At 74.2% G+C, this 20,081-nt stretch carries 16 protein-coding genes; 2 read left to right on the top strand and 14 right to left on the bottom strand.

Going from position 1 to position 20,081, the window contains the following annotated elements:
- Positions 1-61: 61 nt before the first annotated feature.
- The 4 genes from AC0680_RS31295 to AC0680_RS31280 form a co-directional block, all read right to left on the bottom strand.
- Entirely contained in the window at positions 62-958 is an 897-nt protein-coding gene (locus AC0680_RS31295; RefSeq protein WP_478635415.1) for an FAD binding domain-containing protein, read from the bottom strand.
- Between the two features lie 346 nt (positions 959-1,304).
- Positions 1,305-2,957 (bottom strand): beta-N-acetylhexosaminidase, encoded by a 1,653-nt coding sequence (locus AC0680_RS31290; RefSeq protein WP_478635413.1) that lies wholly within the window; start codon positions 2,955-2,957, stop codon positions 1,305-1,307.
- Positions 2,958-3,364: 407 nt separating this feature from the next.
- Positions 3,365-3,658 carry a DUF3039 domain-containing protein gene (locus AC0680_RS31285; RefSeq protein ID WP_026169910.1) on the bottom strand — a complete coding sequence of 98 codons (294 nt, stop codon included), beginning with the start codon at positions 3,656-3,658 and terminating at the stop codon, positions 3,365-3,367.
- Entirely contained in the window at positions 3,645-4,901 is a 1,257-nt protein-coding gene (locus AC0680_RS31280; RefSeq protein WP_478635441.1) for an MFS transporter, read from the bottom strand. The genes AC0680_RS31285 and AC0680_RS31280 overlap by 14 nt, the downstream gene beginning before the upstream one ends.
- A gap of 131 nt (positions 4,902-5,032) precedes the next feature.
- Between AC0680_RS31280 and AC0680_RS31275 the strand changes: the two genes are divergently transcribed.
- Positions 5,033-6,058 (top strand): LysR family transcriptional regulator, encoded by a 1,026-nt coding sequence (locus AC0680_RS31275; protein ID WP_478635410.1) that lies wholly within the window; start codon positions 5,033-5,035, stop codon positions 6,056-6,058.
- Positions 6,059-6,116: 58 nt separating this feature from the next.
- Here the strand turns inward: AC0680_RS31275 and AC0680_RS31270 are convergent, their stop codons facing one another.
- A complete protein-coding gene (locus AC0680_RS31270; protein ID WP_478635408.1) occupies positions 6,117-6,797 on the bottom strand; it encodes a hypothetical protein in 681 nt (226 codons plus the stop codon).
- Positions 6,798-6,975: 178 nt separating this feature from the next.
- Positions 6,976-7,647, bottom strand: a complete 672-nt coding sequence (locus AC0680_RS31265; protein WP_478635406.1) for a YqgE/AlgH family protein — start codon at positions 7,645-7,647, stop codon at positions 6,976-6,978.
- A 317-nt stretch (positions 7,648-7,964) separates the two neighbouring features.
- Between AC0680_RS31265 and murA the strand changes: the two genes are divergently transcribed.
- Positions 7,965-9,311, top strand: a complete 1,347-nt coding sequence (gene murA / locus AC0680_RS31260) for a UDP-N-acetylglucosamine 1-carboxyvinyltransferase (RefSeq protein WP_478635403.1) — start codon at positions 7,965-7,967, stop codon at positions 9,309-9,311.
- Between the two features lie 323 nt (positions 9,312-9,634).
- Here murA and AC0680_RS31255 read toward each other — a convergent pair whose 3' ends face one another.
- From AC0680_RS31255 to AC0680_RS31220, 8 genes are all read right to left on the bottom strand, one after another.
- Positions 9,635-9,916, bottom strand: a complete 282-nt coding sequence (locus tag AC0680_RS31255; protein ID WP_006605312.1) for an HU family DNA-binding protein — start codon at positions 9,914-9,916, stop codon at positions 9,635-9,637.
- A gap of 333 nt (positions 9,917-10,249) precedes the next feature.
- Positions 10,250-11,683, bottom strand: a complete 1,434-nt coding sequence (locus AC0680_RS31250; RefSeq protein ID WP_478635400.1) for an NAD-dependent malic enzyme — start codon at positions 11,681-11,683, stop codon at positions 10,250-10,252.
- A 432-nt stretch (positions 11,684-12,115) separates the two neighbouring features.
- Positions 12,116-14,581, bottom strand: a complete 2,466-nt coding sequence (locus AC0680_RS31245) for a HelD family protein (protein WP_478635398.1) — start codon at positions 14,579-14,581, stop codon at positions 12,116-12,118.
- A 131-nt stretch (positions 14,582-14,712) separates the two neighbouring features.
- Positions 14,713-15,453, bottom strand: coding sequence for an anti-sigma factor family protein (locus AC0680_RS31240; protein WP_478635396.1), 741 nt, complete (start codon positions 15,451-15,453; stop codon positions 14,713-14,715).
- Positions 15,450-15,989, bottom strand: a complete 540-nt coding sequence (locus tag AC0680_RS31235) for a sigma-70 family RNA polymerase sigma factor (protein WP_478635394.1) — start codon at positions 15,987-15,989, stop codon at positions 15,450-15,452. Before AC0680_RS31235 ends, AC0680_RS31240 begins: the two co-directional genes overlap by 4 nt.
- 100 nt (positions 15,990-16,089) lie before the next feature.
- Entirely contained in the window at positions 16,090-16,743 is a 654-nt protein-coding gene (locus AC0680_RS31230) for a CGNR zinc finger domain-containing protein (RefSeq protein WP_478635391.1), read from the bottom strand.
- Positions 16,744-16,987: 244 nt separating this feature from the next.
- Positions 16,988-18,178 (bottom strand): uroporphyrinogen-III synthase, encoded by a 1,191-nt coding sequence (locus AC0680_RS31225; RefSeq protein ID WP_478635389.1) that lies wholly within the window; start codon positions 18,176-18,178, stop codon positions 16,988-16,990.
- A gap of 236 nt (positions 18,179-18,414) precedes the next feature.
- The gene (locus AC0680_RS31220; RefSeq protein WP_478635387.1) at positions 18,415-19,851 is read right to left on the bottom strand and encodes a nitrate/nitrite transporter; all 1,437 of its coding nucleotides are present in this window, start codon (positions 19,849-19,851) and stop codon (positions 18,415-18,417) included.
- Positions 19,852-20,081: the final 230 nt, after the last annotated feature.

Genomic DNA, 20,081 nt, shown 5'->3' with positions numbered 1-20,081 from the left:
CTTCGCTCGGCCTCGCACGCCCGCGGCGCGCACCTGCTGATGGTTCGCTCGGTGCACTCACTCACGACAGCGCCCTCCCCAGTGCGCGGCGGGCCAGGGCTGCCACCGTACGGCGCAGGTGCAGTGCGGCCGGCGGCAGGGCCGCCGGTTCCGAGCCGTCCTCCGGCGGTGCCGGGTCCGGGATGCAGGCGGCGGCGACGTAGTCGCCGAAGGCGGTCAGCGCCTCGGGGACCAGGCCGCGTTCGCCGTCCCAGTCGATGATCGAGGCCACCCACTGCTCGGCCTCCAGGGGCCGCAGCGGCATGGCGGCGACCGCGCCGACCGCGCAGCGCACACCGCGCCTGGCGGGGTCCAGGACCAGCGCGACGGAGGCCGTGGCGCGGCCGGGGCCGGTGCGCGCGGTGGCCTTGAGGAACGCCTGCGGGGCGTGCAGCAGCGGCACCCGTACGAAGCCGACGAGTTCACCGGGGTGCAGCATCTCCCGGCCGGCCAGGAGGTGGCTGACCGGGATCTCGCGGCGGGCGCCTCCGGGGCCGGCGATGACCAGCGTGGCTTCCAGGGCGGCGAGCACCGGAAGGGTGTCGCCGGTGGGGGCGGAGCTGACGATGTTGCCGCCGAGGGTGCCGGCGTTGCGGATCTGCGGCGGGCCGGCCGCGCGGGCGGCGGCGGCCAGGCCCGGGATCAGGGCGGCGAAGTCGGGGCGCCCCATGCGGGCGAGGGTCAGTCCGGCGCCGAGCAGCGCATGGCCGTCGAGGTACTGCCAGCCGCGGATCTCGCTGATCCGGCCGAGGCCCACCAGGCCCGCGGGTCTGAGGAGTCCGGCGTTGACCGCCGCCATGAGATCGGTGCCGCCCGCGACGGGCACGGCGGCGGGCATGGCGGTGAGCGCCGCCACCGCCTCGTCGAGCGAGGCCGGCAACGTCACCGTGTGCGACGCGTGCGGTGCGTGCGTGGTCAAGCCAGCTGCCCCTTCCCCGGTGTCCCGGCAGTTCCGCTCCGCCGTACGGTACGTGCTCACTGCCCGGACGTGGCAACTCTGGCACATCTTCCCGGACCCTCGGCGCGAGGGTCCGCCAAGCGACGTTCCGTCCCCGCACGGGGTGCTGGTCCGGTTTCGTCCGTCGCCGCGAGGACCGGGCGTGCCGCCGCGGCCCGCCGGCCCGGGCGCGGCGGCAGGCCGCGTCCGGCGGGGGCACGCCCCGTGCGGGGGTGCCCGTGACGGCGGGGGCGGCGGCGCGGGGTCCGTCGTGGCGTACCCACCGTCCCAGGGTCCGGCCGTATGAGCGCTCTGCTTGCACTGGGGCTCACACGTTTGGGGGCGCCCCGTCGATCGGGCGTCCGAGCACGCCGGGGCGTCTGTGCCAGGGGCGGGGGCCGCCGGGCGGGCGGTAGTCGACGCCGAGGGCGTCGAGGCGGGCGTAGTGGGCGGTCATCCGCCGGGTGAAGTCCTGGTAGTCGCGGTCGGCCGGGGCCGGCAGCCGCGACCAGGCGACCTCGGCGAAGGCGGCCAGCCGCGGGAAGACCTGGTAGTCCAGGCGCGCCTGGGTGTCCATGACCTCGGTCCAGGCGTTCGCCTGGGTGCCCAGGACGTGCGCGGCCTGGTCGTCCGTCAGCTCGGGCGGCACCGGCTCGAAGCGGTAGACGTCCTCCAGGGTGCGCACGAAGCCGATCGGCACCGGCTCGTCGGGACGGGAGTGCTGACGGTGGTCCAGGTACACCTGCTGTTCGGGGCACATGACGACGTCGTGGCCGGATTTGGCCGCGGCGATCCCGCCCGCGTAGCCGCGCCAGGAGGAGACGGCCGCGCCCTCGGCCAGGCCGCCTTCGAGGATCTCGTCCCAGCCGATCAGCCGCCGGCCGCGGTCGGCGAGCCAGCGGTCGAAGTGCCGCATGAACCAGCTCTGCAGCTCGTCCTCGCCGGCGAGGGAGAGTTCGGCGATCTTGGCCTGGGCGGTGGCGGAGGCCCGCCACTGGTCCTTGGGGCACTCGTCGCCGCCCAAGTGCACGAAGGTCGAGGGGAAGAGGCCGAGGACCTCGTCGAGGACGTGCTCGTAGAACCGCAGGACGTTGTCGGTGGGCGCCAGTACGTTGGGGTTGACGCCCCAGGTGTCCCAGACCTTCAGGGAGGTGGTGTCGACGACGTCGGTGTTGCCCAGTTCCGGGTACGCGGCGATGGCGGCCTGCGAGTGTCCGGGGATGTCGATCTCTGGGACGACGGTGATGTGCCGCTGGGCGGCGTAGGCGACGATCTCGCGGATGTCGTCGTGGGTGTAGTAGCCGCCGTGCGGGCGCTCGTCCCAGAGGGGGGAGGCACGGTGGCCGAGTTTGGTGCGCTCGCGCCAGGCGCCGGTCTCGGTCAGCTCGGGGTAGCGCTGGATCTCGATGCGCCAGCCCTGGTCGTCGGTCAGGTGCAGATGCAGGACGTTGAGCTTGTGGGCGGCGAGCAGGTCGAGGTAGCGCAGCACCCCGTCCTTGGGCAGGAAGTGCCGTGCGACGTCGAGCAGCATGCCGCGCCAGCCGAAGCGGGGGGCGTCCTCGATGGTCTGCGGCGGCAGGTCGGCGGCCGCCCGGGGGGTGAGCGGGGCCCGGCGGAAGGCCTGCGGGCCCAGGAGCTGACGCAGCGTCTGCGCTCCCCAGAAGACGCCGGCCGGGCCGCCGCCGGTGATCCGTACGCCCCAGCGGGCGTCGGCCTCCAGACGGTAGCCCTCGGCCGGCAGGGCGCCGTCGAGGGCGAGGGCGAGGGTGTCGGTGGCCTCGGCGGAGCCGGGCGGCAGCGGGAGGCCGTAGGCCGCGCCGAGGGTGGCGCGCAGCCAGCGCGCGGTGTCCTCGGTGCCGGGCGCGGCGGCCAGCGCGGTGCCCTCGGCGAGGCGGACGGCGCCGAGACCGGGGCCGTCGATGCTCAGCGGGGCCGGGATCAGGCCGCCGCCAGGTCCGTTGGGGGTGTCCGTGTCCGGCATGCCGTCAGTCCTCCACCGCGCCGCCCGGGCCCGGGACCATTCGGCGCTGTCACGAGTACGAAGAAGAAGACCAGCACGGGGATGGTCGTCACGGTCGATGCTGCCATGATCCCGCCCCTCGTCGCCGTCGGACCGTCAACTGCCCGTGGAGTACAAGCCCTGGGCCTGCCGTACGGCCGGCCCTGGGCGTGCCGTACGCCCAACAGGCCGCCCCCATAAGGCGGGCGTCACCGCACGGGCCGCCTCGCCACGCCGTCGCCGTCGTCCGCCCGCCCCGTCCGGGAGCGAGGACGGGCCCGGGTCCACGAGGGACCCGGGCCCTAGCCACTGCGGGGCGCCGCCACCGCCCGGCCGGGGGCCGGGTCGTGCGGCCACTGCCGTTCCGCGGGCGGGACGGTGCGCGGCTGTTACTTCTTGCCGCCGTCCTTGCCGCCCTTGTCCTTGTCGCCACCGGCGCCCATGGACTCGAAGATCTCCTTGCACATGGGGCAGACCGGGTACTTCTTCGGGTCGCGACCCGGGACCCAGACCTTGCCGCACAGCGCCACGACGGGGGTACCGTCGAGCGCGCTCGCCATGATCTTGTCCTTCTGGACGTAGTGGGCGAAGCGCTCGTGGTCGCCGTCGCCGTGCGACACCTGCGGTGTCGGCTCTACGAGGGTCCCCGTACCTGCCCCGCGCTCGGGCTCAAGAGTGCTCATAACTGCCAAGGGTACTCACGCCCGCCGCAACCCGGGAGCGTCGGCCCGCCGCCAGGTGGAGCACGAGACCCGCCGCCGCCACCCCGGCGGCCACCCATGGCAGCGCGTAGGGAGCCAGCCCCGCCCCGAGCGCCAGCCCGCCGAGCGCCGAGCCCACCGCGCTGCCCAGATAGAGCGCCGAGTTGTTCAACGCGAGGGCGACCGTGCCGCGCTCCCCGGCCACCTCCAGCAGCCGGTGCTGCTGGGGCACCTGCGCCGCCCAGCCCGCCGCGCCCCACGCCACCAGCGCCACCACCGCGCCGGGCAGCGCCGCGGCGGCCAGCGACGGCAGCAGCGCCTGCGCCACGGCGATGATCACCAGCACCCCGGCGACCACCGCCCGGGTCTGCCCTCCGCTCTCCCTCCCGCGTCCCGTCTTGTACGTCGTGGTTGCCGTGGTCGGGCGGACCAGCTTCCGGATCGGTCCCGTACGGTCCACCAGCGGCCCGGCCAGCACGCTGCCCAGCACCCCGCCGGCGCCCCAGGCCCACAGGTACGGGGCCACCTCGCCGACGCCGCCCGCCGCGGCCAGCACCGGCGCGAGGTAGGTGTACAGCCCGAGGCTGGCCACGGCGGCCAGGAAGGACACCCCGACGACCGGCGCCACCGCACGGTCCGCGATGGCCGCCAACCGGGCGCGCACCGGCACCGCGGGCTGCGCCGGGACCTGCGGCAGCAGCGCCGCCAGACCGGCGAGCGCGACCGCGCCGAGGCCGGTGAGCAGCCACATCGTGGCCCGCCAGCCGGTGTGCTCGGCCAGCAGCACCCCGATCGGCACGCCGAGTACCGTGCCCGCGCTCATCCCGCCCATCACCAGGGCCAGCGCCCGCCCGCGCCGCCCGTCCGGCGCCAGCGCGGCGGCCGCGGCGGTGGACAGCGCCGAGTAGACCCCGGCGCCGGCGCCCGCGATGGCCCGGGCCGCCAGCAGCGTGCCCAGCGAGGGGGCGAGGGCCGTGGCGCCGTTGCCGAGCGTGAAGACCGCCAGCGCGAGCAGGATCAGCAGCCGGGGCCGTACGCCAAAGAGCAGTCCGGCGACCAGCGGCGCGCAGATCGCGTACGCCAGCGTGAAGACCGTCACCAGCTGGCCCGCCAGCGACACCCGGGTACCGATGTCGTCCGCGAGGACCGGCAACAGTCCGGCCATCACATACGCGTCCAGGCCGAGGGTGAACGCCCCCAGCGTCAGCAGCCAGACCTTGCGCACCGTGCTCATCTCCCGTGATCGTCCGGAGCGCTGGGTCCTCGTGCGCCCCGGGGTGAATCGACGAGAAAAACGTAGGGAGTCTCCGGATGGCCGGGGAAATGCCCGGTGAGGGGTACTTATGCTGGGGCGGCATGAATGACGACAGCGCGCACCGCGACGCCGGAGGCGCTGCGGACCCGGCCCCCGGTCCCGCCCTCGACCCCTTCTGCGACCGTGCCCTCGACGGCATCGAGCTGCGGCATCTGCGGGGCTTTCTCGCCGTCGCGGAGGAGCGCAGCTTCACCCACGCCGCCGACCGGCTGCGGATCGGCCAGCCCGCGCTGACCCGGACCGTCCGGGCGCTGGAGACCATGCTCGGCGCCCGGCTGCTGGACCGTACGACCCGCCGGGTCGACCTCACCGACGCCGGCCGCCGGCTCTACACCGACCTCGCCCCGCTGCTCCCCCGGCTGGCCGTCGCGCTCCGCTCGCCCACCGGCCCGTCGATCCTGCGACTGGGCTTCACCTCGCTGCTGCCCGCCGCCTGCACCCCGCTGGCCGCGGCCTTCGAGGCGGCGACCGGGGCCGGGGTGCGGCTGGTGCGCCGCGATGCTCCGCTCGCCGGGCTGGAGAGCGGGGAGTCGGACATCGTGGTGCTGCGCGGTGAGGTGCCCCACGCCGCCGGGCTGCGCACCGCGGTCCTGCTCCACGAGCCGCGGGTCGCCGCCCTGCCCCGTACGCCGTTCCCCGCGGGAGACCGAAGCGGCACCCGTGCGCCGGGCCTTTCGCCGGGCCGCCCCGGGGGCAAGGGCTTCACCGGCGCGCAGCAGGACGCCATCCGGGCCGTGGCCCGCCGCCGGGTGCTGGACTGGAACGAGCTGGCCGGGCTGCCGCTGGTGGTCAACACCGTCACCGGCAGCACCCGGCCCGAGCTCTGGCCCGCGGACCGGCGCCCCCGACTCGCCTGTACCGCGGGGAACTTCGACGAGTGGCTGGAGGCGGTCGCCGCCGGGCACGGGGTCGGAGTGGCACCGGAGCCGGTGGCCGAGCGCCACACACACCCCGGCATCCGCTACGTACGTCTGAAGAACGCGCCCGCCGTGCCCGTCCATCTGGCGCTGCCCGCCCGCGACGCCCATCCGCTCGCCGAGCGGTTCCTCGCCCTGGCGACCCGGTGACCGGACCGGCCCAACAGGCCCGGCAGGCCCGGCAGGCCCGGCAGGCCCGGCAGGCCCGCTAGGACGCCACCGTGACCCCGCCCCGGTCGCCGGCCGTCAGGCCCAGCTCCGCGGCGAAGGCCAGCGCGGCCTCCGGCCGGACCTCGTACCAGGAATCCTTGTCGCAGACCGCGTCCAGCAGCGCCGCGACGTCCCCCGCGCCGACCGTGCGGGCCTCGGCCGCGGCGAGGAAGGCGTGCACCGCGGGTGCCGCGTCCCGCTCGGTCTCGGTGAGCGCCACGAGGTCCTCCACGATCTTCGCCACCGCGGCGTCGCCCGGCGCGACCCAGCTCATGGCCATCGCCAGACCGTCGTCCGGCAGCTGGGCGGGGTACGGCGCGCGGGCCCAGGCGCCGTCCTGCCACCAGTAGACGAACCCGAGGAGATTGCCCTCGGCGTCCTCGCGCAAGCACTCCCTGGGCAGCCAGGCGGGACCGCCGGCCAGGAAGTCGATCTGCCGGCCCCCGCTGTGCGTATGACTGCCGTCCGCGTCCTGGCCGCACAGCACCGCCCGGCCGCCGGGGCACGGCGTCAGCCGCCACCAGTAGCTGCCGCCGGCGTTCCAGCACTGCAGCCCCCTCTCGCCCCAGGAGAACTCGTCCCCGTCGTCCATGGCGGCCGCCACCACCGCCAGCGTCGCGGCGCGCGCCCAGAGCCGCTCCGGGCGGTCCAGGTCCTCGGGCACACTCGGCCTGTGCATGGCGCTCTCCCCCGTCGTCCAGCGCGGCCCCGCCGACGCGGCCGCGCACCGTCCCCTGCCGCCTCGAACCATAGCGACGAGGACTGACAATTCCCCATGACGAAGCCGTCACAATAATCCAGCGCTCAACAAAATTCCGGCCCCCGCCCGATCGTTCACCCGTCCGTGCGCCCGCCGCTCAGTTCAGGGACGGATCGTCCGGATACGTCGCGACCATCGCCAGCTCGTTGCGCTGGCGCCGCAGCACCGCGCGCCACAGCTGCTCCGGGTCGGGCGAGGAGACGTCGCCGGGCTCGGACTCGACCACGTACCAGGCGCCCTCCACCAGCTCGTCCTCCAGCTGGCCCGGCCCCCAGCCCGCGTAGCCGGCGAAGATCCGCAGGCTGCCGAGGACCGCCGCGAGGAGCTCGGGCGGCGCCTCCAGGTCGACCAGGCCGATCGCGCCGTGCACCCTGCGCCAGCCCAGCGGCTCCTCACCCGACTGCAGGCCGGTGCGGTCCGCGGCCTGCACACCGGCCGTCTCCTCACCGTCGCCGGCGGGTCGTGCGCCGCCGTCCGCGGGCGCGACGCCGCCCTCACCGGACAGGCCGCCGGGCACCACGGCCACGCCGAGCGCCGAGTCCAGCGACACCGGGCCGCCCTGGAAGACCACGCCCGGCTCACCGGCCAGCGCGGCCCAGGGCGCGAGGATGTCCGCGACGCCGACCGGCGTGGGGCGGTTGAGGACCACGCCGAGGGAGCCCTCCTCGTCGTGGTCGAGGAGCAGCACCACCGCGCGGTCGAAGTTCGGATCGGCGAGCGCGGGCGTCGCGACGAGCAGCCGGCCTGTGAGCGAGGACACCTCGGTCATGGGCACATGATCCCGCACTTCCGGCCGAAGCGGGGAGTCAAAGCCCAGGACCGCGCGAAAGCAGGGCAGGGCGTACGGCGGCAGCACCGGGCGCACGCCTTTTCCCGCCGGCGGCCGCCGCTCGCCATCCGGCCGGACATCAAGGGCATTTGCCAACGCTTCGCCCATAAGGCGATTACGAATCAAAGGCGGACCGTAGCGGAGTGTGTTGTGACAAAGCCATTACATGCTCAGAGCCTGCACGGGCCTACGGGCACACCCTCGGCCGCCCTTACCATTTCTGCTTGGCCCTGCCCGTCTCCAGGAACGCGAGATCCATGACCGTCTCTACTGACGACGTACTGCTTGTCCACGGCGGCACCCCGCTGGAGGGCGAGATCCGGGTTCGCGGTGCGAAGAACCTTGTACCCAAGGCCATGGTCGCCGCCCTGCTCGGCAGCGGCCCCAGCCGGCTGCGCAACGTCCCCGACATCCGGGACGTCCGCGTGGTGCGCGGGCTGCTGCAGCTGCACGGCGTCACGGTCCGCCCGGGTGACGAGCCCGGCGAGCTGGTCCTCGACCCCTCGCACGTGGAGAGCGCCAACGTCGCCGACATCGACGCGCACGCCGGCTCCTCGCGGATCCCGATCCTCTTCTGCGGCCCGCTGCTGCACCGCCTCGGTCACGCCTTCATCCCGGGCCTGGGCGGCTGCGACATCGGCGGCCGGCCGGTGGACTTCCACTTCGACGTGCTGCGCCAGTTCGGCGCGACGATCGAGAAGCGCGCCGACGGGCAGTACCTCGAGGCCCCGCACCGGCTGCGCGGCTGCAAGATCCGCCTGCCCTACCCCTCGGTCGGCTCGACCGAGCAGGTGCTGCTGACGGCCGTACTGGCCGAGGGCGTCACCGAGCTGTCGAACGCCGCCGTGGAGCCGGAGATCGAGGACCTCATCTGCGTGCTGCAGAAGATGGGCGCGATCATCTCCATGGACACCGACCGGACGATCCGGATCACCGGTGTCGACAAGCTCGACGGCTACACCCACCGCGCCCTCCCCGACCGCCTGGAGGCCGCCTCCTGGGCGTCCGCGGCGCTGGCCACCGAGGGCAACATCTACGTCCGCGGCGCACAGCAGCGGTCGATGATGACCTTCCTCAACACCTTCCGCAAGGTCGGCGGAGCCTTCGAGATCGACGACGAGGGCATCCGCTTCTGGCACCCGGGCGGCTCGCTCAACGCCATCGCCCTGGAGACCGACGTCCACCCCGGTTTCCAGACCGACTGGCAGCAGCCCCTGGTGGTCGCGCTGACCCAGGCGTCGGGGCTGTCGATCGTCCACGAGACGGTCTACGAGTCCCGGCTCGGCTTCACCTCCGCGCTCAACCAGATGGGCGCGCACATCCAGCTCTACCGCGAGTGCCTGGGCGGCTCCGCCTGCCGCTTCGGCCAGCGCAACTTCCTGCACTCCGCGGTGGTCAGCGGCCCGACCCGGCTCCAGGGCGCCGACCTGGTCATCCCCGACCTGCGCGGCGGCTTCTCGTACCTGATCGCGGCGCTCGCCGCCCAGGGCACCTCCCGGGTCCACGGCATCGACCTGATCAACCGCGGCTACGAGAACTTCATGGAGAAGCTGGTCGAGCTCGGCGCCAAGGTGGAACTGCCGAACGGGGCGCTGCGCAGCTGAGCGGCCCGTCCGCCGACGCGCCAAAGGGGCGGTCACCCGAGCCGGGTGGCCGCCCCTGGTGCGTCCCGGCAGGCCCGGGCGTTGCGGGTGCGACGGGTCGGACGCCGCCGTGCGCGGTGCCCCGGGCCGGCGAGGACCGCGGTACGCCGCACCGCGGCCCCGGCCGCTCCCGGTGGCCGTCGCCTCCACGGCGCCCGTCCCGGCGCCCCCCAGGCGGCCGTGGCGGGCTCTGAGGGGCGCGTGCGGCCCCGCTCCCGGCGCACACGCACAAGGGCGGCCACCCCTGGAAGGGATGGCCGCCCTGTTGTGCCGTGCGGAGGGCCTTACTTGCCCTTGGCGGCTTCCTTGAGCTTGGAGCCCGCGGAGACCTTCACGCTGTAGCCGGCCGGGATCTGGATCGGGTCGCCGGTCTGCGGGTTGCGCGCGGTGCGAGCGGCACGGTGGGTGCGCTCGAAGGTGAGGAAGCCGGGGATGGTGACCTTCTCGTCGCCCTTGGCGACAACCTCGCCGGTCACCTCGGCGAGGGCGGCCAGAACGGCGTCGGCGTCCTTGCGGGTCACCTCGGCGCGATCGGCCAGAGCGGCCACCAGCTCACTGCGGTTCATGTTTGTACTCCCGTGTTCTTCTTGCCAATGAGGCGTGCCACGCGGCTTTGGCCGCATGTAGGGCACAGCGAAGCCGATGCTGCCAGGGTCCTCGGACACTCTCCGGACCCAGGTCTGGTGCCAGACCCTCTCGCCCGGTTACGCATCCTGCCCCTACCTGCGGCGGTAAAGCCAATCCGGCACCCAGCAGGGTCACACGAAAAGCGCCACTGGCTGCACCTGGTGACGCTCCGTGCCGATCCCGCTCCGTACCGGCCCCAGAAGACGGCGGCCACACACTGCCCGCCACCCTATGGGGCCCCCAACGAGGGCGTGTCGCGCGACGCGCCGTGCTCAGACCGCCGTGGTGGCCGTCACAGCGTCGTCGCCGCCCTTGGCCGCGTTGCGCACCGCCCCGGCCACCGCGCCCGCGACCTTCTCGTTGAAGACGCTGGGGATGATGTAGTTCGGGTTGACCTCGTCCTCCAGGACGACGTCCGCGAGGGCGCCGGCCGCGGCCAGCATCATCTCGGTGTTCACCGTACGGGAGTGGGCGTCGAGCAGGCCCCGGAAGACACCGGGGAACACCAGGACGTTGTTGATCTGGTTCGGGAAGTCCGAGCGGCCGGTGGCCACCACGGCGGCGGTCTGCCGGGCGATGGCGGGGTCGACCTCGGGGTCGGGGTTGGCAAGTGCGAACACGATCGCGCCGTCGGCCATCTTGGCGACGTCGTCGCCGTCCAGGACGTTGGGCGCGGAGACGCCGATGAAGACGTCCGCGCCGACCACGGCCTCCTTGAGGGTGCCGGTGACGCCCTCGGGGTTGGTGTTGTCGGCGATCCAGCGCAGCGGCGAGTCAGGGTCGGCGTCGACCAGGTCCGTACGGCCGGCGTGCACCACACCGTGGATGTCGGCGACGACGGCGTGCCGGACGCCGGCGGCGATCAGCAGCTTGAGGATGGCGGTGCCGGCCGCGCCGGCGCCGGACATCACGACGCGGACGTCCTCGATCTTCTTGCCGACGACGCGCAGCGCGTTGGTGAGCGCGGCGAGCACCACGATGGCGGTGCCGTGCTGGTCGTCGTGGAAGACCGGGATGTCCAGGGCCTCGCGCAGCCGCGCCTCGATCTCGAAGCAGCGGGGCGCGGAGATGTCCTCGAGGTTGATGCCGGCGAAGCCGGGGGCGATGGCCTTGACGATCTCCACGATCGCGTCGGAGTCCTGGGTGTCCAGGCAGATCGGCCAGGCGTCGATGCCGGCGAAGCGCTTGAAGAGCGCCGCCTTGCCCTCCATGACGGGCAGCGCGGCCTTGGGGCCGATGTTGCCCAGGCCCAGCACCGCCGAGCCGTCGGTGACCACCGCGACGCTGTTGCGCTTGATGGTCAGGCGGCGGGCGTCCTCGGGGTTGTCGGCGATGGCCTGGCAGACCCGGGCGACGCCGGGGGTGTAGACCATGGACAGGTCGTCGCGGTTGCGGATGGGGTGCTTCGACGACATCTCGATCTTGCCGCCGAGGTGCATCAGGAACGTACGGTCGGAGACCTTGCCGAGCGACACGCCCTCGATGCCCCGCAGCTGCTCGACGATCTCGTCGGCGTGGGCGGTGGAGGTCGCCGCGATGGTGACGTCGATGCGGAGCTTCTCGTGTCCGGACGCGGTGACGTCGAGGCCGGTCACCGAGCCTCCGTGGGACTCTACGGCCGTGGTGAGCTGGGAGACCGCGGTTCCGCTCGCGGGCACCTCCAGCCGGACCGTCATCGAGTAGGAGACGCTGGGCGCCGTTGCCATGGCCGACTTCCTCTGCTTTCACCGTGTCGCTGGATCGCGTCCGATCGTCGCACCTACCGCTGAGTACGTGGTAGCCGCCCCGTATTGCGAACGTTTTGTTCGCAGGCGGTGGGTGGAACCGGAAAACTTCTTCCACCATACGAGAGATGATCGTCCGGACGGAACCCCTCCGGCACAGGCGTGAGCACCGCCACGCGAAAACGGCTGCGGGCGCCTCTCCCTGTGGAGAGACGCCCGCAGCCGACGTTGGCGACACCGACCCGCCATGCTCGCCTCGCGGCAAGTGGTCGCTCGTAGCGACGATGGTTGGGCCCGGGGGCTTGGATCGAGCCGGTGCCGTCACCCAGGCTAACAAACCATCTCCGGAAGCGAATCCCGTCGTGGGGCACCGATTTCCAAGACCGCCCGTACGGCGGTCCGCCCCCCGGTCCCTCAGTCCCGCAGCAGGTCGGGCACCCCCGCCGCGTCCGGCTCGTCGCGTCCGGCGGAGAGCACGGTCAGCTGCTGGGTGGCCCGGGTGAGCGCCACATAGAGCACCCGCAGGCCGGCCGGGGACTCGTCGGCGATCTCGGCCGGCGAGACCACGAGCGTGGCGTCGTACTCCAGGCCCTTGGCCTCCAGGGAGCCCAGCGCCACCACCCGCTCGCCCAGCGGGGCCAGCCAACGGCGGGCCTGCTCGCGGCGGTTCATCGCCACCACGACGCCGACCGTGCCGTCCACCTCGCCCAGCAGCCGCTCGGCCTCCGCCACCGTGGCGCGCGCCAGCGATCCGTCGTCGTCGCGGCCCGCCCCCGCCCCGTCCCCGGCGAGCGCGAAGCGGGGCTCCACGCCCGTGGAGCGGACCGCCTTCGGCGACTGCATGCCGGGCATCGCCAGGGCCAGCACCCGGCCGGCCAGGTCGGCGATCTCCGCGGGGTTGCGGTAGTTGACGGTGAGCGTGAAGCGGCGGCGCGGGCGGGTGCCGAGCGCCTCGCGGCGCGCGAGGTCGGCCTCGTCCGGATCGGACCACGACGACTGCGCCGGGTCGCCGACGACGGTCCAGGTGGCGTGCCGGCCGCGGCGGCCGACCATCCGCCACTGCATCGGCGTCAGGTCCTGCGCCTCGTCGACGATGACATGGGCGTAGTCGGTGCGCTCCTCCTCCAGCCGCTCGCGGCGGCCGCGGCCGCCGCCGCTGCGGTCCGCGAAGGTCGTCAGCTCCTCCAGGCCCGTCAGGTGGTCCAGCGGGTCGGCCTCGCGCGGGCGGGGCGGGCGCGCGGGCGCACCGAGGATCAGCTGCAGCTCGTCCAGCAGCGCGACGTCGTGGACCGACAGCGGGCCCTGGCCGTGGTCGTCCAACCGCCGCAGGGAGCGGGCGAGTTGGCGCACCTCGCGCGGGTTGAGCAGGCGGCGCGCCCAGCGGCCCAGCAGCCGCTCGTCGGCCATCGACGCCAGGACCGCGCGCGGGGTCAGCTCCGGCCACCAGGACTGGAGGAACTCCTGGAAGTCCGCCTCGGTGGTGATGTCCTCGTCGAAGCCCTCACGGGCCTCGGCGGCCAGCTCGGGGTCGGTGTAGCGGCGGCCGGCGCCCGACTTGTCCCACAGGGCGTCCAGGATCAGCCGGCGGGCGCGCGGGCGCAGCAGATTGACCGGGGCGGTGCCGCCGAGGGCCGACTGCCGGATGGCGTGCAGCTCGTCGGCGTCCAGCTCGATGCGGGCGCCGAAGGCGACGACCCGCAGCCGGGCCGCGGCGGGCCGCGCGGCGCCGCCGCGGGTGCGGCGGCGCGACCCCGCCTCGGGGGCGGGTGCGGCCAGGTCCTCCAGGGACAGCTGGGTGTCCCCCGCGGCGGCGGGCGCCGGCCCGGCCTCCGGTGCCGCCAGCTCCAGTGCCCCGCGGGCGGCCTTGCGCAGCAGCTTCTGCATCCGCGAGGAACCCTTGATGCGGGCCACCGCCGGCGGGTCGTAGGCGGTGGCCTCGGCCCCGTCGACCAGCGAGCCCAGCGCCCGGATGGCCACCTGGCCCTCCTCGCCGAGGGACGGCAGCACGCCTTCGGTGTAGGCGACCAGCAGCGGCGTCGGGGAGACGATCAGGATGCCGCCCGCGTAGCGGCGCCGGTCCTGGTAGAGGAGGTAGGCGGCGCGGTGCAGGGCGACCGCGGTCTTGCCGGTGCCGGGCCCGCCCTCGACCTCGGTGACGGAGGCGGCGGGGGCGCGGATGACCATGTCCTGCTCGGCCTGGATGGAGGCGACGATGTCGCGCATGGTGTGGCTGCGGGCCCGGCCGAGCGCCGCCATCAGCGCGCCGTCGCCGATCGCCGGCAGCTCCCGGCCGTCCAGCGTCGCGGTGACCTCCGGGCGCATCAGATCGTCCTCGACGCCGAGGACCCTGCGGCCCTTGGAGCGGATCACGCGCCGGCGCACGACCCGGCCGGGGGCGACCGGGGTGGCGCGGTAGAAGGGCGCGGCGGCCGGCGCCCGCCAGTCGATGACCAGCGGGGAGTAGTCCGCGTCGAGCACGCCGAGGCGGCCGATGTGCAGCGTCTCGGCGATCGCGGCGCGGTTGTCCTCGATGGCGCCGTCGGCGGGCTCGACGGAGGTGTAGGCGCCGTCCGGTCCCTTCTTGCCGTCCTTGCCGAGGAGCAGGTCGATCCGGCCGAAGAGGAAGTCCTCGTACTCGGAATTGAGGCGGTGGAGATGGACACCGGCCTGGAAGACCTGCGCGTCGCGCTCGGCGAGCGCGCCGGGCGTGCCGACCTGGCCGCGCTTGGCGGCGTCGTCCATCAGGAACTCCGCCTCGTGGATCTTCTCCTCGAGGCGCCGGTAGACGCGGTCCAGATGCGTCTGCTCGGCTTCGATCTCGCGGTCGCGAACGGAATCCGATGCGTGATCCGGTGCGTGCGTGGCGTTCTGCGCGGCCACCCAGGCCCCCTTCTGCTGTGCGTAGGGCAGCCGTCAACCGTACGCGAACCAGGGGCCCTGCGCACCTGGTGAAAGGGACAAAGTCGGGCGGATTTGGTCGGATGTTGATTCGGACCGGTACGTCGGGCGTCTCAGACCTTCACGGTGGCCAGCCGCCTGCCCTCCAGCGTGTTGATCTCGAAATGATCGATGTCGCCGCGGTCGAGGGCCGCGCCGCCGGCCGCGTAGAGGGGCTCGCGGTTCCACTTCGCCGCGCTGCCCTCGATGCCGTAGCCGCCCTGGGGGACCGCCCAGGTCGTGACGGTCTGCCGCCGGCCGTCCTTGCCGACCGCGACCAGGTCGCAGCTGAGCGGCCCCTTGACGTTGGCGAGTTCGAGGACGACCTGGGTGCCCCAGGTGCGGGGCGCCATGGACACGCCCGCCGAGACCTTGGTGACCGGGTCGACGGAGCGGACCTGCTCGCCCTCGGCGTACTGGGCCCGGACGGCACTGGCGAGCGGCGGCGCCGGCTCCTGAGGCTCCCCGCCCTTCAGGGAGAGCGCGGCGAGCGGTCCGCCGACGATCAGCACGACGGCGGCGGCGACCAGGTACAGCCGGCGCCGGGCGCGGCCGCGGCGCACCTCGGTGACCTCCTCCAGCAGCCCGTCCAGCAGCCCGGGGCCGGGCACGGCGGTGATCGTCTCCACGGTGGGGGCGGACGCCTTGAACTCGGCCAGCACCGGCGTAAGGCCCATGAGCTGCTCCAGCTCGGCGGCGCACCGGTCGCAGCCGGCCAGATGCACCTCGAACCGTTCCGCGTCGGCGGCGTCCAGGACGCCCAGCGCATAGGCGCCGACGTCGGTGTGCCGGTCCGGCTGCGTGGGCGGGGTCACTCCGTCACTCCTCGTTCCTCAAGCGAGAGCCGCAGGGAGCGCAGCGCGTAGAAGACCCGGGACCGGACGGTCCCGGCCGGCACGCGCAGCACCTCCGCCGCCTCGCTGACCGTACGCTCCTTGAAGTACGTCTCGACAAGGGCCTCTCGGTGGGCCTGGCTCAGGTCGCCCAGCGCCTCGGAGATCGTCATCAGGCGCAGCGTCCGGTCGATCACGTCGGTGGCGGGCATCATCTCCAGTGGCGTCGCGTCGACCTCCTGGGGCCGGGCCTTGCGGCTGCGGTGCCCGTCGATCACGATCCGCCGCGCGACGGTCACGAGCCAGGGGCGGATCGAGCCGGTGGCGCGCTGCAGTTGCTCGGCGTTGCGCCAGGCCCGCACCAGTGTCTCCTGCACCACGTCCTCCGCGCGGTGGCGGTCGCCCGCCACCAGTCGCAGGACGAAGGCGAGGAGCGGGCCCGCGTGCTCGTCATAGAGGGCTCGCATGAGCTCCTCGTCAGGTGTCGTCCTGTCTGCCACGACGGCATCCTTACGCACTCCAACTCCCGGGTCGATAGCGCGGATCGCCCAAGATCGCCGGGGACCTGGCCATGAATCGGACTTGCGGTGAGGAGTACGGACGCTACGGGCGGGGCGTTCAGCGGTCGGCCGAAATATTTTCCGCGGCGGGGGCGGGGGCGGCGGCCCGGGACGGCGGGGCCCCGTCGGCGGCTCCGCGGCGCACCATCGTGCGCCGGCGGTGCCGCGCCACCCGCGCCCGGTTGCCGCACACCTCGCTGGAGCACCAGCGGCGGCGCCGGCCGCGCGAGGTGTCCAGGTAGACCAGCGAGCAGCTCTCGCCCGCGCACTGGCGCAACTGCCCCCGCGCCACCGCGTCGGTCAGCAGCCCGACCGCGTCACGGGCCACCGCGGCCAGCAGCCCGGCGCAGTCCGGCGGGCCGGGCAGCGTACGGGCCAGGGCGCCGTCGGCGGTGCGCACGGCGCGCGCGGCGGGCGGCTGCCCGGAGGCGGCCGCGGAGTTGAGCAGCGTCAGGTCGCCGTCCGCCGCCCGCCCCCGCAGTTCGTCGTGCACCACCCGGCGCAGCAGCTCGCGCAGCGCCCGGAAGCGGGCGACCCAGCGGCCGTCGACGCCCTCCAGCGGGGCGCCGGGCGGCACCAGCCCCGCGCCGACCAGCCAGGCCGTCAACTGCTCGGGGCCGGTGAGGCGTTCGGCCGGGGCACCGCCGGCCGTGGCCACCAGGTCCAGGCAGATCCGCCCGCAGTCGAACCGCAGGTCGCAAGGCGCCGCCATGTGCCTGTCACTCCTTAGGGCCTTCTCCGGCGGGTCGGGGCCGGGCAGGCCCCGGGAACCCACCGGGCGTGTGCTCCCAGAGTGCCCGGCGCGCGGTCCGGCCGGAACCCTCCGGAAGGCGGCCGCCGCCCGGCCGTCCGCACGGCACCCGGCTGCCGGCGGACGAGGGGGCGCCGCGGGCGCCCCCTTGGTCCGTCCCGTAGGGCGGACGCCGCGGGCCCGGCCGTTCCCCGTCGGGCGAACCTCAGACGCCGTCGTACTTGTCGGTGTCGGCGTGCGGATCGAGCGACAGCCGGTACCCCCGCTTGACGACCGTCTGGATCAGCTTGGGCGCGCCCAGCGCCACCCGCAGCCGGGCCATCGCGGTCTCCACCGCGTGCTCGTCGCGGCCCGCGCCCGGCAGCGTGCGCAGCAGCTCGGCGCGGGAGACCACCCAGCCCGGGCGGCGGGCCAGCGCGCGCAGCAGCGCCATCCCGGCCGGCGGGACCGGCCGCAGCGCGCCGTCCACCACGGCTGCCCGGCCGCGGATCTCCAGCCGCCGCCCGGCCACCGGCAACGGCCGCACCCGGCCCGGCAGTTCCCGGCACAGCAGCTGCACCAGCGGCCCGAGCCGGAAGCGCTCGGGCTGGAGCGTGGCGACGTCGGCCGCCTCCAGCGGCAGCGCGGTCACCGGCCCCACACACACCGGCAGCACCTCCTGCCGCAGCGCCGTCAGCACCTCCGGCTGGATACCGCGCTCCGCGGCGCGGCTCAGCAGCGACGCGGCGGCCGGCGCGCTGGTGAAGGTCACCGCGTCCACGGCGCCGGAGACCACCGCGTCCAGCAGCCGGTCGACCGGCCCGATGTCCTCCGGCGGCATCCAGCGGTAGACGGGGACGCCGACCACCTCCGCGCCGCCGGCCCGCAGCGCCTCGACGAACCCCGGCAGCGGCTCCCCGTGCAGCTGGACGGCCACCCGGCGCCCGGCCACGCCCTCCGCCAGCAGCCGCTCCAGCACCTCGGCCATCGACTCGGAGGCCGGTGACCACTTCTCGGTCAGCCCGGCGGCCCGGATCGCGCCGCGCACCTTCGGTCCGCGCGCCAGCAGCTCCACACCGGCCAGCCGGTGCAGCAGCGCCTCGCCCAGGCCCCAGCCCTCGGCGGCCTCGACCCAGCCGCGGAAGCCGATGGCGGTGGTCGCCACGACGACGTCGGGGGCGTCGGCGATCAGGTCCCGGGTCGTGGCGAGCAGTTCGGTGTCGTCCGGCAGCGGGACGATGCGCAGCGCGGGCGCGTGCAGCACCTGCGCGCCGCGCCGCTCCAGCAGCGCGCCCAGCTCCTCGGCCCGCCGGGCGGCGGTCACCCCGACCGTGAACCCGTCCAGCGGCCGGACCGCCGGCGTGTTCTCCGGCTCCGTCTGCCCCTGTTCGCCCTGCTTGTGCTGCTGATCGTGCATGGCCCGCTCCGCCCAGAGTGGTTGTGCTGCGTGCTTGCGCTCCGGCCGCCGCGGCTCGGGCGGCACGGGGTGCCAGGGTGCCCAGGCTGCCAACGGCACGTGACAGGCTCGGTCCTCCAGTATTTCCCCGCGGTTACGGCGCGGCGCGCGGCGGCCCGTTCCGGCCACCGCGTACACGGCCCGGCGAGGGGCGCGGCACGGCGGCCTGGATACGACCGCCGGCCGCGCCGGCCGGCTCAGACCTCCGCGTAGGCCGGGCGCCGCTCCCCGTCGGCGGCCGGCGCCGTCCCCGCCGGCGCCGTACGCCGCGCGCGGGCCGCGGGGCGCAGGTACACCGCCCAGGTCACCGTGGCGCACACCACGTAGCAGGCCAGGAACGACACGAACGCGGGCGTGCCCGAGCCGGTCGCCGCGAACGACTGCCGGAAGGCGAGGTTGATGCCCAGCCCGCCCAGCGCGCCGACCGCACCGATCAGCCCCATCGCGGCACCGGACAGCCGCCGCCCGTGGGCCTCGGCCGCCTCGCCCACCAGTCCGCGCCGCAGCGCCTCGGCCTGGAAGATCCCCGGGATCATCTTGTAGGTGGAGCCGTTGCCGAGCCCCGACAGCACGAACAGCGCGATGAACCCGATGAGGAACACCGGCAGCGACCGCAGCGCCGAGGCGTAGATCACCACGCCGGTGGCCAGCCCCATCGCCGCGAAGTTCCCCAGCGTGATCCGGGCGCCGCCGAACCGGTCCGCGAGCCGCCCGCCGACCGGCCGGATCAGCGACCCCAGCAGCGGCCCGACGAACGTCAGCGACGCCGCCTGCAGGGGCGTGCGCGCGAACTGGATCTGCAGCACCAGGCCGAAGGCGAAGCTGTAGCCGATGAACGACCCGAACGTGCCGATGTACAGCAGCGACATCACCCAGGTGTGCGGCTCCTTCACGGCGTCGCGGGCCGCTCCGGTGTCGTTCGTCACCGGGGCGAGGTTGTCCATGAACCGCGCCGCGAGCACCGCGGCGAGCACGATCAGCGGCACGTAGACGGCCAGCACGACCCGCGGGTGCCCGGCCCCGGCCGTCCCGATGACCAGCAGCCCCAGCAGCTGGATCACCGGCACCCCGATGTTGCCGCCGCCGGCGTTCAGCCCCAGCGCGACCCCCTTCTTGCGCAGCGGGAAGAAGGAGTTGATGTTCGTCATCGACGAGGCGAAGTTCCCGCCGCCGACCCCCGCCAGCATGGCGACCAGCATGAACGTGGTGTACGAGGTGCCCGGCTCCATCACCACCGCGGCCGCCGCGGTCGGCACCAGCAGCATCACCGCGCTGATCACCGTCCAGTTGCGCCCCCCGAACAGCGCCACCGCGAAGGTGTAGGGCACCCGGAGCACCGCGCCCACCAGCGTCGGCATCGCCACCAGGAAGAACTTCCCGGCCGGATCGATCCCGTACTGCGGCCCCATGAACAGCACCATCACCGACCACAGGCTCCAGACGGAGAACCCGATGTGCTCGCAGAGCACGGAGAACACCAGGTTCCGCCGGGCGACGCGCTCGCCGGTCTCCCGCCAGAAGCCCTCGTCCTCCGGCTCCCAGTGCTCGATCCACCGCCCGCCGCGCCGCGTGCGTGCCTCGGTACCGCCGTGGTCAGGACTGTCGCTTCGGGTGCCCGCGGCCTCGGCCGTCATCGCGCCTCCCAGGGAGTCGGGTCATCTGCCCCGAAGGTAGGGACGGCCGGTTTCCGGTGCCGTGGCGGGGAGGTGACCGCCCGGAAACCTTGCGCTCACCGGGAGCGGGGGCGGTACGTGAGCGACGGCGGATGCCACGGCGTACGCGCCGGTGGCAGACGCCCCGAAATGCCTCGCACGCTCCCTTTCGCCACTCGTTCGGGGTAATGGATATTGACGTGGACACTGTC

The sequence above is a fragment of the Streptomyces sp. NPDC043738 genome, assembly GCF_056436545.1.
Note: the sequence above shows the minus strand (reverse complement) of the source record. Positions and strands in the feature narration are given on the sequence as shown.

What these genes read in the sequence shown, in the direction of transcription:
- AC0680_RS31275 (WP_478635410.1), top strand. Translation starts at nt 5,033, where the DNA reads ATGAATGACGACAGCGCGCACCGCGACGCCGGAGGCGCTGCGGACCCG.
- AC0680_RS31285 (WP_026169910.1), bottom strand. Translation starts at nt 3,658, where the DNA reads ATGAGCACTCTTGAGCCCGAGCGCGGGGCAGGTACGGGGACCCTCGTA.
- AC0680_RS31290 (WP_478635413.1), bottom strand. Translation starts at nt 2,957, where the DNA reads ATGCCGGACACGGACACCCCCAACGGACCTGGCGGCGGCCTGATCCCG.
- AC0680_RS31220 (WP_478635387.1), bottom strand. Translation starts at nt 19,851, where the DNA reads ATGACGGCCGAGGCCGCGGGCACCCGAAGCGACAGTCCTGACCACGGC.
- murA (WP_478635403.1), top strand. Translation starts at nt 7,965, where the DNA reads ATGACCGTCTCTACTGACGACGTACTGCTTGTCCACGGCGGCACCCCG.
- AC0680_RS31225 (WP_478635389.1), bottom strand. Translation starts at nt 18,178, where the DNA reads ATGCACGATCAGCAGCACAAGCAGGGCGAACAGGGGCAGACGGAGCCG.
- AC0680_RS31270 (WP_478635408.1), bottom strand. Translation starts at nt 6,797, where the DNA reads ATGCACAGGCCGAGTGTGCCCGAGGACCTGGACCGCCCGGAGCGGCTC.
- AC0680_RS31265 (WP_478635406.1), bottom strand. Translation starts at nt 7,647, where the DNA reads ATGACCGAGGTGTCCTCGCTCACAGGCCGGCTGCTCGTCGCGACGCCC.
- AC0680_RS31230 (WP_478635391.1), bottom strand. Translation starts at nt 16,743, where the DNA reads ATGGCGGCGCCTTGCGACCTGCGGTTCGACTGCGGGCGGATCTGCCTG.
- AC0680_RS31250 (WP_478635400.1), bottom strand. Translation starts at nt 11,683, where the DNA reads ATGGCAACGGCGCCCAGCGTCTCCTACTCGATGACGGTCCGGCTGGAG.
- AC0680_RS31255 (WP_006605312.1), bottom strand. Translation starts at nt 9,916, where the DNA reads ATGAACCGCAGTGAGCTGGTGGCCGCTCTGGCCGATCGCGCCGAGGTG.